Annotated in this window: 24 protein-coding genes; 15 read left to right on the top strand and 9 right to left on the bottom strand. The window is 54.8% G+C overall.

What is annotated here, in order from left to right:
* Window positions 1–55: 55 nt before the first annotated feature.
* Window positions 56–367: a hypothetical protein gene (locus H8K03_21565; GenBank protein ID UVT20324.1), complete on the bottom strand. Its 312-nt coding sequence runs from the start codon at window positions 365–367 to the stop codon at window positions 56–58.
* A gap of 47 nt (window positions 368–414) precedes the next feature.
* Window positions 415–789 carry a rhodanese-like domain-containing protein gene (locus H8K03_21560; protein UVT20323.1) on the bottom strand — a complete coding sequence of 125 codons (375 nt, stop codon included), beginning with the start codon at window positions 787–789 and terminating at the stop codon, window positions 415–417.
* Window positions 790–964: 175 nt separating this feature from the next.
* Between H8K03_21560 and H8K03_21555 the strand changes: the two genes are divergently transcribed.
* The 9 genes from H8K03_21555 to H8K03_21515 all read left to right on the top strand — a co-directional run bounded on the left by H8K03_21555 (window position 965) and on the right by H8K03_21515 (window position 6,488).
* Window positions 965–1,273, top strand: coding sequence for a hypothetical protein (locus tag H8K03_21555; protein UVT20322.1), 309 nt, complete (start codon window positions 965–967; stop codon window positions 1,271–1,273).
* Window positions 1,274–1,309: 36 nt separating this feature from the next.
* Entirely contained in the window at window positions 1,310–1,477 is a 168-nt protein-coding gene (locus tag H8K03_21550; protein UVT20321.1) for a hypothetical protein, read from the top strand.
* A 240-nt stretch (window positions 1,478–1,717) separates the two neighbouring features.
* Window positions 1,718–1,951 carry a hypothetical protein gene (locus H8K03_21545; GenBank protein ID UVT20320.1) on the top strand — a complete coding sequence of 78 codons (234 nt, stop codon included), beginning with the start codon at window positions 1,718–1,720 and terminating at the stop codon, window positions 1,949–1,951.
* A 153-nt stretch (window positions 1,952–2,104) separates the two neighbouring features.
* Entirely contained in the window at window positions 2,105–2,320 is a 216-nt protein-coding gene (locus H8K03_21540; GenBank protein UVT20319.1) for a hypothetical protein, read from the top strand.
* 110 nt (window positions 2,321–2,430) lie between these two features.
* On the top strand, window positions 2,431–2,943 hold the full coding sequence (locus tag H8K03_21535; GenBank protein UVT20318.1) for a hypothetical protein: 513 nt from the start codon (window positions 2,431–2,433) through the stop codon (window positions 2,941–2,943).
* Window positions 2,944–3,711: 768 nt separating this feature from the next.
* Window positions 3,712–4,353, top strand: coding sequence for a hypothetical protein (locus H8K03_21530; GenBank protein UVT20317.1), 642 nt, complete (start codon window positions 3,712–3,714; stop codon window positions 4,351–4,353).
* A gap of 119 nt (window positions 4,354–4,472) precedes the next feature.
* Window positions 4,473–5,087 (top strand): hypothetical protein, encoded by a 615-nt coding sequence (locus H8K03_21525; GenBank protein UVT20316.1) that lies wholly within the window; start codon window positions 4,473–4,475, stop codon window positions 5,085–5,087.
* A 205-nt stretch (window positions 5,088–5,292) separates the two neighbouring features.
* Entirely contained in the window at window positions 5,293–5,640 is a 348-nt protein-coding gene (locus H8K03_21520; protein UVT20315.1) for a transposase, read from the top strand.
* Between the two features lie 5 nt (window positions 5,641–5,645).
* Entirely contained in the window at window positions 5,646–6,488 is an 843-nt protein-coding gene (locus H8K03_21515; GenBank protein ID UVT20314.1) for an IS3 family transposase, read from the top strand.
* A gap of 117 nt (window positions 6,489–6,605) precedes the next feature.
* Here the strand turns inward: H8K03_21515 and H8K03_21510 are convergent, their stop codons facing one another.
* Entirely contained in the window at window positions 6,606–7,055 is a 450-nt protein-coding gene (locus H8K03_21510) for an Hsp20/alpha crystallin family protein (protein ID UVT20313.1), read from the bottom strand.
* Window positions 7,056–7,366: 311 nt separating this feature from the next.
* On the opposite strand from H8K03_21510, the gene H8K03_21505 reads away from it, so the two are divergent.
* Window positions 7,367–7,534, top strand: a complete 168-nt coding sequence (locus H8K03_21505) for a hypothetical protein (protein UVT20312.1) — start codon at window positions 7,367–7,369, stop codon at window positions 7,532–7,534.
* Between the two features lie 40 nt (window positions 7,535–7,574).
* Here the strand turns inward: H8K03_21505 and H8K03_21500 are convergent, their stop codons facing one another.
* Entirely contained in the window at window positions 7,575–7,895 is a 321-nt protein-coding gene (locus H8K03_21500) for a hypothetical protein (GenBank protein ID UVT20311.1), read from the bottom strand.
* Between the two features lie 588 nt (window positions 7,896–8,483).
* On the opposite strand from H8K03_21500, the gene H8K03_21495 reads away from it, so the two are divergent.
* The 5 genes from H8K03_21495 (at window position 8,484) to H8K03_21475 (ending at window position 11,233) form a co-directional block, all read left to right on the top strand.
* Window positions 8,484–8,903, top strand: coding sequence for a hypothetical protein (locus H8K03_21495; GenBank protein ID UVT20310.1), 420 nt, complete (start codon window positions 8,484–8,486; stop codon window positions 8,901–8,903).
* A gap of 52 nt (window positions 8,904–8,955) precedes the next feature.
* A complete protein-coding gene (locus H8K03_21490; protein UVT20309.1) occupies window positions 8,956–9,339 on the top strand; it encodes a hypothetical protein in 384 nt (127 codons plus the stop codon).
* 427 nt (window positions 9,340–9,766) lie between these two features.
* Window positions 9,767–10,312 carry a DUF4142 domain-containing protein gene (locus H8K03_21485; protein UVT20308.1) on the top strand — a complete coding sequence of 182 codons (546 nt, stop codon included), beginning with the start codon at window positions 9,767–9,769 and terminating at the stop codon, window positions 10,310–10,312.
* Window positions 10,313–10,418: 106 nt separating this feature from the next.
* A complete protein-coding gene (locus H8K03_21480; GenBank protein UVT20307.1) occupies window positions 10,419–10,835 on the top strand; it encodes a DUF2892 domain-containing protein in 417 nt (138 codons plus the stop codon).
* Window positions 10,748–11,233: an SRPBCC family protein gene (locus H8K03_21475; protein UVT20306.1), complete on the top strand. Its 486-nt coding sequence runs from the start codon at window positions 10,748–10,750 to the stop codon at window positions 11,231–11,233. Before H8K03_21480 ends, H8K03_21475 begins: the two co-directional genes overlap by 88 nt.
* Before the next feature lie 193 nt (window positions 11,234–11,426).
* Here H8K03_21475 and H8K03_21470 read toward each other — a convergent pair whose 3' ends face one another.
* From H8K03_21470 to H8K03_21450, 5 genes are all read right to left on the bottom strand, one after another.
* Complete coding sequence (locus tag H8K03_21470) at window positions 11,427–12,299, bottom strand: CHAD domain-containing protein (protein ID UVT20305.1); 873 nt, start codon at window positions 12,297–12,299, stop codon at window positions 11,427–11,429.
* Entirely contained in the window at window positions 12,296–12,844 is a 549-nt protein-coding gene (locus H8K03_21465; GenBank protein ID UVT20304.1) for an inorganic diphosphatase, read from the bottom strand. The genes H8K03_21470 and H8K03_21465 overlap by 4 nt, the downstream gene beginning before the upstream one ends.
* 158 nt (window positions 12,845–13,002) lie before the next feature.
* A complete protein-coding gene (locus tag H8K03_21460) occupies window positions 13,003–13,356 on the bottom strand; it encodes a DUF72 domain-containing protein (GenBank protein ID UVT20303.1) in 354 nt (117 codons plus the stop codon).
* Window positions 13,286–13,849 carry a DUF72 domain-containing protein gene (locus H8K03_21455; GenBank protein ID UVT22568.1) on the bottom strand — a complete coding sequence of 188 codons (564 nt, stop codon included), beginning with the start codon at window positions 13,847–13,849 and terminating at the stop codon, window positions 13,286–13,288. Before H8K03_21455 ends, H8K03_21460 begins: the two co-directional genes overlap by 71 nt.
* 246 nt (window positions 13,850–14,095) lie before the next feature.
* Window positions 14,096–15,244 (bottom strand): AI-2E family transporter, encoded by a 1,149-nt coding sequence (locus H8K03_21450; protein UVT20302.1) that lies wholly within the window; start codon window positions 15,242–15,244, stop codon window positions 14,096–14,098.
* Between the last annotated feature and the right edge of the window lie 154 nt (window positions 15,245–15,398).

Raw genomic sequence — 15,398 nt, 5'->3', positions numbered from 1 at the left:
TGACTAAATTACCCCGGCAGATCGGCATACCGTCCAGGGGCATGATCAGAGGCATTCAGGGGATTAACCGTCTACCCGTCGTGTGAGCCACTGGCTCTTCAGCTGGCTTGAATGAAAGCCCGAGGCAGGTCAGCAGGTCCTGTATCGCTCGCAGAGTATGTTTTCCCAAATACCTTTTCTTCAGAAATTCATCCTCTGTCATGTTGAGGATGTCCGTCAACGTTCTGATGCCAGCATGTCTGAGGCAGGCTTCAACCGCCCTACTCAGTCTCAGGTGCGAAATCGAAACCGCTGCTGGTTCTTGACACTCAGATTTGGATATTTGTTCTAACGCTTGATCATAGGCTCGGAGCCAGGCGTCGCTCAAAGAGACGTCTGGCAATGGCGGACTGGTCTTTCTTTCTCAGATAGCTATTATCCCTTTTCGATCGCGAAGTCATCGTCTCTCCACCAATGCCATCCGCCTTCCAATTCCATGATGGGATAGCCTTTCCCTGCAAACTCCACCGCGGCGGTTGCGGCCAGATGGCAGACTTGTGAATAGCAGTACAACACATTCATCTTGTCCTGCCGCAGACCTTTTGCCGTCTGCCACGCATCCTTGGGCAGATTCACCGCTCCTGGGATATGCCCTTCGGCATAATCTTCCGCAGCTCGAACGTCAACGATATTGACCTCGCTGTTCTTCATCATACGTTCAAGTTCCACGGGTCCAGTGGTGAACGCCATCTTCGCCTCGAAATACGTCTTCGCCTTGGCTGAATCCTGAATCGTGACATGTGTGGCCATGGTGTGTTCCTCCATTCATTAAGCTACTAGTATTAGTTATCTCGGAACCATCTGCCTCGTCCTACGGTATCCTCGTCTCGCCCACTTACACCCAGGAACCTCCCTCATAGGCAGATGCCCAGTTATCGACATGCCTGTCATAGGCGACAATGATTCAAACAACCACGGAGGTTTTATGAAAACCATAATCCTATCGATGATCGCAGTTGGACTGTTGGGCTCGGGAATCGGTATGACCTACGCAACCGATTCTATGGCTGAGAAAGAAGCCAGCCCTACCATCAAAGAGCGTCTGACGAAAGATACGATCCTAGGTACCCTAATGAAAAAGGAAGGTGAGTACTACTTCATCCAGACCGATAGTGGGCTGCAGAAAATTCACGTTGACAAGAGTACCAAGTTGGATACGGTGAAGACTGGAGACGTGGTCAAAGCCTATGTCACGGAACAAGGTCATGCGACGACGTTGCAGCGTGATAATTGACGGGAGTTGTAAGGGTGACGCCATGAAGGGCCCGACGTGAGATTCACCCTCGTGTTGCTCATCGTCCTCATTACGTACTGTTCGATGGGTGTCGCGACGGTCTGGAGCCAGTCATCCTCCGCCGTTCCGCAAGAAGGAACCACAGCCGGGGCGGGTATGAAAGCGTCTGCTGCTGCCGCCCCGATTGCATATTTTCCGTTTTAAGCGGCATTGGCCCTTGGTAGGGGAATCGTCGGCGGGCTGGTCTATCTGTTTTCGGAATTGAGTGAGGCAACGGCGAAAAGTATCTGGATCCCAGTATGGTGGGCACCTATGTTATTGCTCCGCAGCATCTCATGGGAGATCGTCCGGTCCGGTTTCGAGGCATCCTAGCCGACAGTGAGAGGATTCCAATTCACAGTAACCTGTTTGTGTGGGATCAACATCCAGCCGACGAAACGCCAGATGATGGAACGCACCTATTACGGACAGTCGATCAAGCTGGGATCCAGCCAGGAACGGGATGGAACATGGGTCTGTGAATACTCCATCATTGACTTGAACGCACCGCCATCCGAGAGCCTCTCAGGGTATGACACTGGGAGTTTCTCCTCGAGTGATGAAGCCGAAGCCCCTGCCCTGGAAGCCGCTCATTCCGTGATCGACTCATCGGGGCCCAGCGATGGGCCTATAAGCTGATCGCGTTCTCTGAATGACCAGCGCATCAGACCATCCGCTGCAGGTGCACTAGGGACTTCGCCAGCACCCCACGAGCATGAAAGGGCTGATCATCTTGAGTGAAGAGGGACCTCTCCCTTATGTGGTGAATGGGATCACCCAGGAGCACCGCCAATGCCCTACTACAAAGGACACCAGCTTGAAGCCATTGTCAGCCAAGAAGACGACGGGCAGTGGACTGGGCACCATGTCATTGTGGCCTATGCCGAAACCATGACAGACGGAAATAAAGGACATGCGGACGGTCGGTATGCGACGCGCGAAGCGGCGGAAGCCGCCGCGCTGCATGAAGGACAGCGCGTGCTCGATGCCCGTCCCCCTCTGGCCTAACTCGAATTGTCTTCTTCTCGCAGCATGGAGTATCTAGAGGAGCACGATACCCGATCACTCTGAGGCACGGCCCACTCTGACGATGCTGACGCACGGAAGCGGGAGGCGGTATGGTGGAAGCCCCTAACACTCGTCCAACCGTAGAGCCCTTCAAAGGCCATCAGATTCTGTTGACTCCCCGCCGAAACGACGACGGGACCTGGGATTGTGAATATGTCATCCTTGAGTTCCTCATCACCGCCTCTCCCTCCTCGAGAGGGTATACGAAGGACAGGTTTGGGTCTCCGACTGAGGCCAGAGCAGCCGCTCTCCTGGCAGCCATAACGGCCATCGAATCACGTTTAAATGCCGGAGACCTGACTGGACCGGCCCCTCCTCTCGGGCTCACGACCGTGACGGACTCGAATTATAATGGTCGGGTGATCAGACTGCGATCCGGCCAGCAACCAGATGGAACATGGATCTGTCAGTACACCATTCGCCAACTCGGCCCTGCCCGGACAGCAAGCCTCATCGGCTACCCTAAAGGCAGCTTTTCGAGTCGCGACGCGGCACAAGCCGCCGCCCTGGAGGTCGCCCAAGGGGAAATTGATGCCGATGTGCCGCAGTCATCTATCAACTGATCTCGTAATACCCCGCGAATGGTGTTCAGCTTCGTAACCCCCCTCCTTTTGTCCTGGTGTTGCAAATGGAATATGGGACCGGAGCCAATACCGGTGGGGAGTACAGGCCAATATGTATCTAGGATCATCCCTAGGAGAGTGCAGTATTACAAATGTTACTTTTACAGATGCCGTCCAGGAAAAACCCTCAGCCTAGCAAGGATAGATGGAAGGTCCGGAGACGGTCTCGGGCCAAATCCTCATCTAACCAGACTCCCAATACGAGCCATATACCCTGGTTCACCTCTCAGGTTCGGCAGTCCCGTAAGTCCATAGACGCTTCTAGTCGAATATAGCGGCTTTCACTATTTTGTGCTCGTTGCGCAAAGGCAAATGAAGCTACGCCGCTTTGCTCACTTCGCGAATCTTGTTTCCTGCTTCGTCATTCGTGAGAGGTGGCTCGTGTCTCGGTCCGGAGGCTCCAACGATTTTCTTTTCTCTCTATGGGCAAATAACGGTCGCTGAATGCAGAGAGACCTTGTCTGAACTTTTGCGATGCCCACCGGAACAAGAGGGTGATTTCCTGAATTTAAATGGCCACTGCGCAAGTCACCAATCTGTGGTATGGTCCACGACCACTGTGCCCTGCTTCTTTTGAACGGTGGTTATCCGTATATGAAACTCCGGGCTTCTCGGCTGTTAGTCCTTCTGTTTCTTCTTGTTTGGTTTGCTAGCTTCCCAGACGTACAGGCTCAGGCCCCCTCAGCTCATCAGAATGTCGCGAGTGAGATGAGTGTGACGGACGATCCTCACCGGGGGCATACTAGTGAACCCTGGGAAGGTTCACCCGAAGAGAAGGCTTTTTCAGAATTCGCCCATCACTTCGCGGGTTCTTTCGATGTGATATTTGGCCTCGCTGAATTGGGATCTGCGTTACAGTATCCTCTGCCCTACTGGGTTCGTTTCATTCTTCCAGGTGCGCTCACTATTGTCGGAGGGTTTACGCTGATTTGCTGTGACCACGACGCGTGGCCGATTGGTTCCCTCAGCTTTGTGGAAACGTTCTTCGGTGAAGATCATGAAATTATTCAACATAAGTCCTACGCGATCCTTGCCCTCGCCATCGCATTCTTTGAAATGCTCCGTCGAACCGGTAAAGTTCGACACCCGGCATGGTCAGCTCCCCTCGTCTTGTTAGTCCTGGTCAGTTCGCTCTCGCTATTGGACCATTCACATGGGAATCACCCCGCAGCTGCGAAGATCCAGTTCCACCACTCATTGATGGGCATTGTCGGTATCGGAGCGGCCTTTTCCAAAGGCTTGGCTTCCTGGCTGCCCGGCGCATCGCCACAAATGAGGACATGGTGGGAAGTCTCCTGGGCGGGATCGATCATCCTCTTCGGGCTGCTCCTTCTTGCCTACTCTGAATAGAGCGGGTCTTGAGTCTGATGGAATCTGACTCCTTTGAGAACCTTTTTCCTCGTGTGCTGCAAACCGAACATGGGACCCTTTCGCATAAAGGGTAGGGGGTGCGCTATCATGGAACGACGATGACCACTCTGTCTCTCTTCACGATCATTTTTGTGCTCAACAGCCTGCCCGCCTTCGCCCCACCGACGTGGATGGTAGTCTCGGCAATTGCCGTGTCCAGACCCGATGCAAATCCCTGGCTCACCGCGCTCGTGGCTGCAACCGCGGCCACCGCCGGGAAAATCGTACTTGCGAAACTGGCCTTTATTCTGGTCAGGCAGCGCTGGTTGAGCGTCCGCACCAAAGCGAATATTGATCTGGTAAAAAACCGACTGGAACAACACCGCGCGATGACGTTCGGAGCCGTCCTCGCCTACACCTGCAGCCCGTTGCCATCGAATTCGCTGTTCATGGCCTATGGACTCACATCTTTGCCCTTGGTCCCAGTGGCTGCTGCCTCCTTCCTAGGCCGATTTGTGGTCTATAGTGTTTGGGTGGTTATGGCGACAGAGGCTGCGCAAAAAGCCATGTTCGATGCTGAATCGGTCTTCGCTTATCTCGGAGGGTATTTTGTCGTCACGCAAGTTCTCATGCTCGCCTTGGTTGTCCTCTTCGCGAAACTGGACTGGAGGGCCTGGTTTGCCAACAAGACACTCCGACTCATGAATCTCACAGGCGCTTCTCATCAGAAATAACTCATCATCGCATGGTCGATCTGGGTCCTCTCTGTGGCGGATAACCTTCGCATGGAAGCAACATGACTGTCTAACTGAGCGGGTTCTAATAGCCGTCGAATGAGTGAAACGCCAACTTCCCTTTTGTCCTGGTGTTGCAAATGGAATATGGGACCTGTTGTGCCCCACTTAATATTTGGACAGCACCAGAAGTCGGGAGGGAGCAATGGAAACCACGATGAAACCTGGTCAGAATGGTCGAGGGCGACGGCGGCGGTGGAGTGGTGAGCAGAAGCTGGCGGTGTTGCAGGAGTGGCAGACTGGTGTCCCGCTGGAAGAGATCTGTCGGAAATACGCGGTGAATGCGGCACAGATGTATCGATGGAAGCGCAGTCTGGACCAGGGGCTGAAGGACTCCGGAGAGATGGTCCCGAAGAATGTGGTGGGTGGGCTCCAGAAGCGCATCGAGGAGCTCGAACGGGCATTAGGCCGGAAGGCCTTAGAGGTCGATGTGTTAAAAAAAGCCTTCGAGCTCAAAGGGCTCAAATCACCCGAGGGGATATACGGTGGCTAGTCCGCATGACAGGCTGCTCGCTCGCCATGGTCTGCCGAGTCCTCGGCAAGCCACGGAGTTGGTGGTACTATCGGCGGCGCGCGAAGCATGCGCGTCGACTCCGGCGACCCGACATCGAGCTGCTCATTCAGCACCTGGTGGCCGGCAGTCCGACCTCTTATGGGTATCGGCGAATTCATGCGTTGCTCAAACGACGTGGGGTGTCGTGCAATCCCAAAACAGTGTGGCGGGTCTTGCAGCGGCGGGGTTGGCTCTCCACCAGTCGTCATCGCGGGCCACGACTCGGACGACCGCATACCGGTCAGGTACGGGTGGCCGATTCCAATCGGCGCTGGGCCTCCGATATCACCGGCATTCGGGCATGGGATGGCCGCAAGGGCCGCTTGGCCATCATCATCGACTGTGCAGACCGGATGATCTTGTCCTGGCGCTTTGCCTCACGCATGACCGCCACGGATCTCGCCGAGATGCTGCGCGAGGCGATCTTCCGACGGTTCGGCGAGACCCGCGCTCAGGCCCAGGGCATCGAGTTCCTCAGCGACAATGGACCGGAGTACACGTCGCACCGATTCCGGCCGTTCGTCCGTGCGATGGGACTGATCCCCTGTCACACGCCTCGGCGGAGTCCGGAGTCAAACGGCCTCGCCGAGGCCTTCTTTGGCAGCTTCAAACGGGATTATGTGTATCAAGCCTGCCTGGAGACGTTAGAGAAAGTGGCGCAGCTGCTACCGGCGTGGATCGAGCACTACAATCACCAGGCCCCGCACAGCGCGCTGAAGATGCGGTCCCCGGCCGAGTGCTATGCCGAGTGGGTCGTCAAAACCAAAACCCTACCTGTCCAAAATTAGATGGGGCAGTACACTTCCTTGTGGATATCGCGACTCCACTGAATGCGAGCACCCCTCCTCTTGACACGAAGGACACCTTCCCGCAAGCCTTCAGCCCTACATGCATTCCTCAGCGAGTTACGCTACCTTGACCTCGATCGCCTTCGGCTTCGCCTTCTCTGACTTCGGTAGATGGAGATTCAACACGCCATCCTTGAACTCGGCTTTTACCTGGTCCACTTCAATCACATCGGGTAAGGCGAAGGTCCGGGCAAAGCTGCCGTACGATCGTTCAATGCGATGGAACTTCTTCCCCTTCTCTTCCTGTTCGTGCTTGCGCTGGCCCTGAATGGTGAGCACACCATCTTCGAGCGTGATTTTCACGTCCTCCTTCTTCACATCTGGAATCTCCACCTTGATCTGATATTCCCCTTCGGTCTCACTGATATCAACAGGCGGCGTCCAATCGGCTACGATCATGTTCTCCTTGCCATTCATGGTTCGCGCCGCCGGACGTGCGAACATCCGATTCAACCGGTCTGACACTTCTTCCAATTCCCGAAATGGATCCCATCGTACGAGTGCCATAGTAACCTCCTCTTTAGGTCATGCTGGACGAACGGTCAGGTTATCTGCGTTGGCGCTGCGCCGATTCAGCAATGGTTGATAGATAAAGCGACCGAGGAGGGAGTCAAGGACCTCTTCAGCCTGCAAATAGGAGGATTATCCATGCTCACTAGGACGGGAGCCGGTTATGTTCGACGGAGAAAAACCGTATCTATGACCGCTTTTCGCTATAGGTATAAAACTGTGGGCGAATAGAGGTCTTGACTAGATAGGTTGAGAGATTATCTGCGCCATCCATAGGACCACTTTTCACGTTTCATGAGTCTGCTGGTATGGAGACGTACACCAACGGTTTCAGGAAAGAGATCAGAGACTTTATTTCGGTGAGCGAACGGATACAAAGTATTGTGGCACAGGGCGAAGCCTTGACCACAGACGAAGCGGGAGTGGTGCGGCTCTGCGCGGCTAAGTTACTCGCAAAGGTGCCTGAACCGTTCTAAGTTCCGCGTCTTTTCTCCTGGGTATTGATCAGGACGCCGGTCAGGGGGCTAGCCGTTCGACCGTCGTGAGAGTATCAGACACAGCAGAGGGCTTGAATGACAGCCCGAGGCGGGTCAGCAGGTCCTGTATCGCTCGCAGAGTAGATTTCCCCAAATACCTTTTGTTCAGAAATTCATCCTCTGTCATGTTGAGGATGTCCGTCAACGTTCTGATGCCAGCATGTCTGAGGCAGGCTTCAACCGCCTTATTCAGTCTCAGGTCCGAAATCGAAACCGCTGCTGGTTCTGGACACTCAGATTTGGTTATTGGTTCTAACGCTTGATCATAGGCCCGGAGCCAGGCGTCTTTGTGTTGCCGCATCACCCTCACATGATGCGTATCGAACGGTGCTTCGAGTCGGTGCGTCGGTGAAAGTCTGCCAACCGCCAGACGTGCCAGTCTAAAGAATCGTCTCCTGCAATTTTGCTGGCACATATCAAACAGAGTCGCAGCTTCTGAATAAGGCATTCCGGCTAAGATCACCTCAACCGGACGCCTGGACAGAGCGGATTGCTCTTCCTTTGTAAGAACTCGTCGAGACTTTATTTTGCTTCGCGTGGCTAATCTGGAACCAGATTGCTCTGGAGACGCAAAGTGCGTAGCCATAAGAGCCTTAGCCTGGTGGCTATAATAAAGAGTATCTGTGTAGGCGCATTGCGCGACTAGGGAGAACACTGGACAGGCAGGGGCCTACCGCTGAAGGGACCTCAAGCAAGACTCGTCTGAAAGTCCAGCGAGTTCTGTAGTTGAAACCCAACTGGCGCTACGTAACTCCCCACCTAGGGGAAAGCTGAGTGGGAAATGAACTGCAATACGGCAAGATACAGTTATGATAGCTAGAACCCACCACTCCAGCGATCAGATGATTGCTGATCGAGGCGAGAAGATCTATGAGGAACAGTTCAAGGTATGAAACAGACCATTCGGAGCAACTGCCTGCGCTCTTCTAATCGCCTCTTCCGGGAAGGCCGCCACATAAGCCCTTTTGGTGAGAATCTCGACGGCGAGATACTGTCCGCTACATTTGTGGTCGTACTCGGCCAGATCGCAGTTGGACTGTTGGACTCGGGAATTGGTGTATTCGCAACCGATCCCATGGCGGAGAAAGATGCCAGTCCTACCATTAAAGAACGTCTGACCAAAGACACAATCAACGGGACCTTAATTGGCATTGATGGCGAGTATTACTCCATCAAAGATACTGACGGGAAACAGCATAGGATTCATGTCGACACGAGTACGAAGTTGGATAAGGTGTTGCTCGGCGATGTGGTTAAAGCCTATGTGACGGAGCGGGGTCATACGACGACGCTGCAGCGTGCGAATTAAGTCATGGCTTTACAATTATGATGTGATGGACGAAAGGAAGGACGCGGTTCACATGAGCGTCCCACTCTTGGTTCCCATTGTGGTCATCACCTTCTGCACGATGGTTGCGGCTCCAGGCTGGAGCCAGTCCTTCTCTGGCGATACACAGTTACGGACAGGGCCCGGGGTAGGCATGGAAGTGGCTGCAGCCGCCGCCACGATCCTGTACTTCCCATTTAAGGCGGCATTTGCTATTGGCGGTGGAATCGTCGGTGGGCTCGCCTATGTGTTTTCAGGACTCAATGAGACCACGGCGAAGAATATCTGGATACCGAGTCTGCTCGGGACCTACGTCATTACTCCGGAGCATCTCACCGGTGATCGTCCAGTCCGTTTTCTGGGCATGACAGCCGAAAGTGAGGAGAGGCCACATTCCCCAGCGGTGACCCAGGAGTGAGGTGCGCGGAAGCATAGGTTTACAGCACCTCACTTCTCGGTGGGATTAACGTTCATTCAACGAAAGGCCAAATCATGGAAACCACATATCGTGGACGGTTGATACAGCTGAGACCCCGCCAGGAACAGGATGGAACATGGGTGAGTGAATACTCCATCAGCACTCTCGCAGGGTATGCCACTGGCAGTTTCTCCTCGAGTGAGGAAGCGGAAGCGGCTGCCCTGGAAGCCGCTCACTCTGTGATTGATTCGTCGGGGCCCAGCGATGGACCTATTAACTAGTCACGTTCGCTCTGAATAACGCGCTTTTGCTATCAAGTATGCGTCTCCCCATGGCTGCGCTATCGAGGCAGCTATACGCGTCTCTCGAGGGACTAGGACGCAACAGCCCACTGAACGAAGGCTCAGACTCCACAGGGAGGTTAGTCGTGACATCAGCCCATTCATTCGTTGGCACGCTTACTGCCGCTCTCTTGCTGTCAGGTTGTTCGTTGGTCCAAGGAACTATGCCCGCATCCACCATGTACAATCCTGAAATCCTCGGCCTGCTTACTACCATTCACAGCGGCGAGATCGAGGCCGGACAACTTGCCAAGCAGGCGGCGTCCGCCCCCCAAGTCCGCGCATTTGCGTCTCGCATGGTGAGTGAACATCAGACCATGAAGCAGAATATCGACCGGATGGCGAGAGACCTAGATGTGCAGCCCCACAAGCCGGCTTTGGCCTCCACAATAGAGGGGATCCACCAGAAAACAATGGAACAACTCCGCGCCAAATCCGGCTCGGACTTTGATAAAACCTACATGGCCTATGAAGTCAAAATACACGAGCATGCAGTGGCCCTCGTGAGAAAGACGAAGGACTCGGTTTCAAATCAGGAGATCCAGGAAGAGCTGCGCAATGTGAGACCTCACCTGCAGAACCATTTGGCAGCTGCTGAATACATCGAGCACGAAATCGTCTCGCAGCCGTAAGGCGAGGATCGACCCGGCCGGATCATGGTAGTAGGAGAACTCCCTAGTACCACGTTCCATCGTACTCCAGTAGGCCAAGACCTCTTTAGACATTTGGGGGGAACAGATGCCTACGAATCTGTCGGGACCAGTACAATACCAGACCAATATCCCGGACTTAGAGTGGCAAGAAAAGCGGGCTGAGTTCGATGAGCACCGGGAAAATCTGAGCGAGACGGAGCGGGTGCTTTCCGCGATCAGCGGGATGCTGCTCCTTGTCAGGGGGCTGTCCGGTCGAAACTGGGCGCGCTCAGTCCTCGCGATCGCGGGAGGCGGGCTGCTGTACCGAGCCATCGGTGGCTATTGCCCAGCCTACGGAGAGCCCTGGGTATCGATACGAGCGGCCCCACACGGGCCCGCCAGCCGAACAATACCAATCGATTGGGGCGACGCAAGATGGATACGGACCGTGCGACGAAAGTTCAACAAGCGATGGAGAGCAATCGGCCGCCTGCAGAGATCTATCGGTTTTGGCGGGCACTAGAGAATTTGCCTCGCGTGATGACGCATCTCGAGTCGGTGCAGGTCCTGGACGATCGCGTGTCGCACTGGGTCATGAAGCTGATCCCGGGTGCGCCCCGAGTGGAATCGGATGCGGAAATCATCAACGAAGTGGAGAATCAACGTATCGGATGGCGATCGCTCCATGAGTCGGACCTCGATCATGCGGGCTCCGTGGAATTTAAACCGATAGGTGATGGACAGCGGACCGGGCTGACCGTGACGCTGCAGTATGAACTGCCGGGCGGCACGCTTGGCGGGACGATTGGTAAATGGTTCGGGGGAGATCCGAGCAACACCCTGGCGGCAGATCTCCAGCGATTCAAGGAACACATGGAAGCTGGCATCCTGTCCATGCCTGACAATCATGCGTTGATTTGACAAGGTCGAACGAGGTCGCCCGACCGTCTCCCTTGCGGACAAAATGCATATTTCCCTACAATAGGCCCCTCCTTATTATCTGCTCTCAAGGAGAACAGAGATGAGCCGAGCAGTATCCTACAAAGGATTCATCATTCGACCCGCCTGCTGGCCGCTCGTCTTGTTCCCCTAAGCGACCACCTGCGAGCTGGACTCAATATGGTCGTACGATGTTATGCACAAATGGGCGAGGTTTGGCTTTGAACAGTCGCTGACCCTTCTTCAACACTTTCTTCAACAGATCAGACCGTTGGTCGGTAATATGGCGAGTAATGGCGGGCCGCACAGGATGGGGTGAATCGAGATTGTCCAGCCGTTGTGCGATCACGGCGAGATCATGATCGGCACCCAGTAGCTTCGCCAACTTGTCTGCATCCTGCAAATCCCGTTTCACGTGATGGGCTCCATGTCTGTTCCAGACATCCAGCGACTGGCCCAGGTACTTCACTTGCTTTCGCCATTCGTGAAGATGTTCATTCGAGGGCTTCGCACAAGCCATGGCAAACGCATCCCGCCCCCGACGGTAGGTCCGCTGCAACCCACTACAGAGCGCTGCTCTGGTCGCGTCCTTGAGCTTCCATCTCCTGATGCGCTCGGCTGCCGCCTCGAGGCATGCGGTACTCTCCTTGATGGCGTTCATCAGGCGTAATTCCGCACGCGCCTCAAGTCGTGCCTGTTCTAAAGCTCTGCGCACCTTCAACAGCAATCTTCGGCGCGGGCCTCGCCGTGTCGCCTGAATCAATGAATTGGCGGTTTCGCCCAGTACTGCGGCGTCGCGCACCCCACTGAGCGGCCGTGCCGCATCGCGTAACCCGACATTCTCACGGGTGTATGTGGCTTTGCCGATGACATCGCGTAAGAGACGAAGATTCGCCCTCGCACGCTTGAGTTGCTTGCGGGCTCGATGGATTTGCGAATCCGTAGGCGTGTGCGCCCGGATTGATCCGATGGCCTCCTTAACATAGCGTAGCAACTCGTCGCGTATAATTGTCGCATGTACAACCGCAGTTACTGATGGTTGTTTCATGACCCCCTCCTCTTTTGTGCGCCGTCCTCAATGGCATGACGCAGAAGGCGTTCTGCCTGTGCAGCCCCGAGTCGGCGTACTGGTTCAAATCGCCGATGCTGGGCGGCATTGTACGACGTAAAGAAGTGCTCAATTTCCGCGAGCACGACGGATCCAAGCTCAGACAGCTCCCGGATGGTCGGCTTGTTGGCCGGTGTCTGCGGCACCCCGATGAGCCGATCGTTTGAGATCATACGGCCCTTCTCAGTCTGACGCGCCTCCATCACACCGATCAGGCGAGTCGTGATGAGGCACCCAGGAAATGTTGGCTCGTCCATGACAACCAGCACGTCGAGGGCATCGCCGTCTTCTCCACGCGTGCCCGGGATGGACCCAAAATCATAGGGAAAGACATGCCCCACAGGGAGGATGCGCGAGAGTTTAAAACAGCCCAGCTGTTCATCGAACTTGAACTTGTTTCGGCTGCCACGTGGCGTGTCAATAATGACGTTGACCAGCTGTGTCTTGGGGTCTCTCGGCGGAATGGTGCAAAATAACAGGGGCATGGATCCACTCAAAGGCAAAACAAGTCAAAAGAAAGCTCCGTCCTCTTTCAAGAACGGAGCTTAGCGAACAGCGCAACTTTTATACTAGTTTTCGATAACGTTTCCGTTAGCGATTCACAATATTTCCGTTGTGCTATTCTGCTGGAATCCTATCGTCGTCAGGTCTCGGTCGGTACTGGGAAATCCCCTAACATTCCCACCAAAGCTTGGATGGTAGTGGGCGCATTGCCCTCTGTTCGATTGTTGACGATCACATAGGCTCGTCGATTCTGATCGACGGCCTTCTTCACGAGCTCCACCGTATCCCGCCGCATCTCCGGCAGTTCTCCCACGATCTTGTTATACGGTTCGGCTCGTTTCTTAGCCGCCTCATAGCTCATTTTGAGTGGGGTTAAAAGACCCAGCACCGTGAAGGGAACCGTGAAGGTTTCTTCCATCCGCTTATGCTGATCGGCAAGTGCTGTCATAAAGGACCAGTGATTGTAGCCATGAGCGACGCCATGACGTTCCAACCTGCCGATAGGCCAGACCGAGGATACTGGGGTTCCGCACCTCCACTGCGTACTTAAACTCCGCTGGTAGCTGGCTGAAGAACGCGTTGAGCTTGGAACAGAACTCATCCGTCGAGAGTCCATGCTGCTGGAACTCGAACAGGAACGGCCCCATGTGTGACTCAAACCTCGCTTCTCGATAGGGCGTCAGTACCAGATCATTAAACAGCTTCGCATTCAGAAAACGAGGATTCGGCTTGCCAGCCTCCAGACCATAGCGTGGTTGTAGCGCATACACTGGAATCGTGATTTCCTGCCACACCTTGAAGCACATCTCAAAGTCTTCGGGGATCTGCGTCAGATACTTGCGGAGCTGATTGACTGATGGTGGTCGGTAGAAAGTGGAATCGTTGCTGACTGTGCGAAACAGCGGTTGCCCATTGTAGAGGTACTGACAATATTCCCCGAGACACTCCCGCGCAAAGGTCGTCTTGGCGTATTGCTTCAGATAGATCTGGCCTAGCCAGCCTTCATAGGTCCAGGTGGAGGTTCCAAAACGAAATAAGTGGGGAGAGCGGCATGGGGCAGGATTTTACCGGAATTGCCCCTTGAGTCAGTACTCGCTGCTGAGGCGTGCGCGGTCGCAGCAGGGGCTCCCCTAGAAACCAGAAGAAAACACTCCAGAGTGAAAGATCAAGTGTCCTGCCGACAGAAACCAGGAAGAAGTCGGACTTGTTCCGCAAGACCCACAGGACTCGATTCATTCGCTAAGCAACTCGGATACCGGCTGCAAGTCTTCGATGTGGTCGGAGAGTACCTTCACTGTGCTCATGATAGGAATGGCCAAAAGCAGACCCCACATCCCCCAGAGCCAACCCCAAAACAGCAGTGCGATGAAGATGGCGGCCGCATTCATCTTGCTCACCTTGCTGCTCATCCACGTGACCGCCATCGTGCCGATGAACGTGGCCAGTGCAATGACGACCCCCGTCACCAGGAGCGCCTGGACCACCGATTCAAATTGCATGAAGGCTGCCATGCCGGCGGCGAACGCGACGAGCGCGGCTCCCACATACGGGATACAATGCAACACGGCAGTCGCCAGAGCCCACGCGCCGGCATTCTCCAGCCCGATCCCGCGAAATACGAGCCACGTCAGGACACCCAGCATCATATTCGTCAAGAGCAGGGTCAGCATATAGTTCTGAATCGACCGGTCAATGTCGTCCAGAATAGTGACCGTGATATTTTTGTTGGAAAGCGAAGGACCGGCTAGCCGCAGCAGTTTTTGTCTGAACGTCGGTCCAGATGAGAGCAAGAAGAATACGAGAAACAACACCATGGCCGATTCGCCCAGCAGACCGAACATGCCAAGCGATCCCGTCCACAAGAAATCCGTGAGCTTAAACGGCTGCTGTTGAACCACAACCTGATTGGCCGATTTCCGAGGTAAAGCCGCCGAGCCGTCCGCAGCTTGCTTGGTTGCCTGTTCGATTTCCCGCGCCGCCGCTTGCATCTTCTGCATCGCGTTGGGTTCCTCGGCCCATTCTCGGAGCATGGTCGAAAGCTTGCCGGTTGCACTGGGTAGCTGTTCGAAAATCCGCTCAACCTGGCCGGTGAGGGACTTCGTCGCAAGGGCAGTTGCCCCGAGGAAGGCGCACAACACCAGACTGGTCGCTAGCATGCGCGGAATTTTCAGTCGAGTCAGCCACGCCACGAGTGGATTGAGTGTGTACGCAATCAGGATGCCGAGGAGAAGTGGAATGAAGAAATTCTGCGCCCATTGCAACGCGAAGATCGTTGCGATGACGGCCAGAACGGTCAAGGCCAGCCGACGGGGATCGACAGCGAGGCTGATGAAAGGATCCTCTACCGGCCCGTCCTCTGTCTTTCGTGAGTAAGCCCTCATAATTTGCACTCAAGAATAACTACATCATAGATAGACCTGTACTCCTCCCCACTAGGTGACCACCTAGCCTTGAACTACCGTTCCGACGCTGGCGGCCTAGGAGGGAAGAACTGTCACTGGGCGAGTACGGATGCTGGCCCACTACGCGATGCGC

Origin of the sequence: Nitrospira sp. (assembly GCA_024760545.1) — a bacterium.
In the GTDB taxonomy this organism is placed as follows: domain Bacteria; phylum Nitrospirota; class Nitrospiria; order Nitrospirales; family Nitrospiraceae; genus Nitrospira_D.
This window is presented reverse-complemented; position numbering and strand designations above follow the sequence as displayed.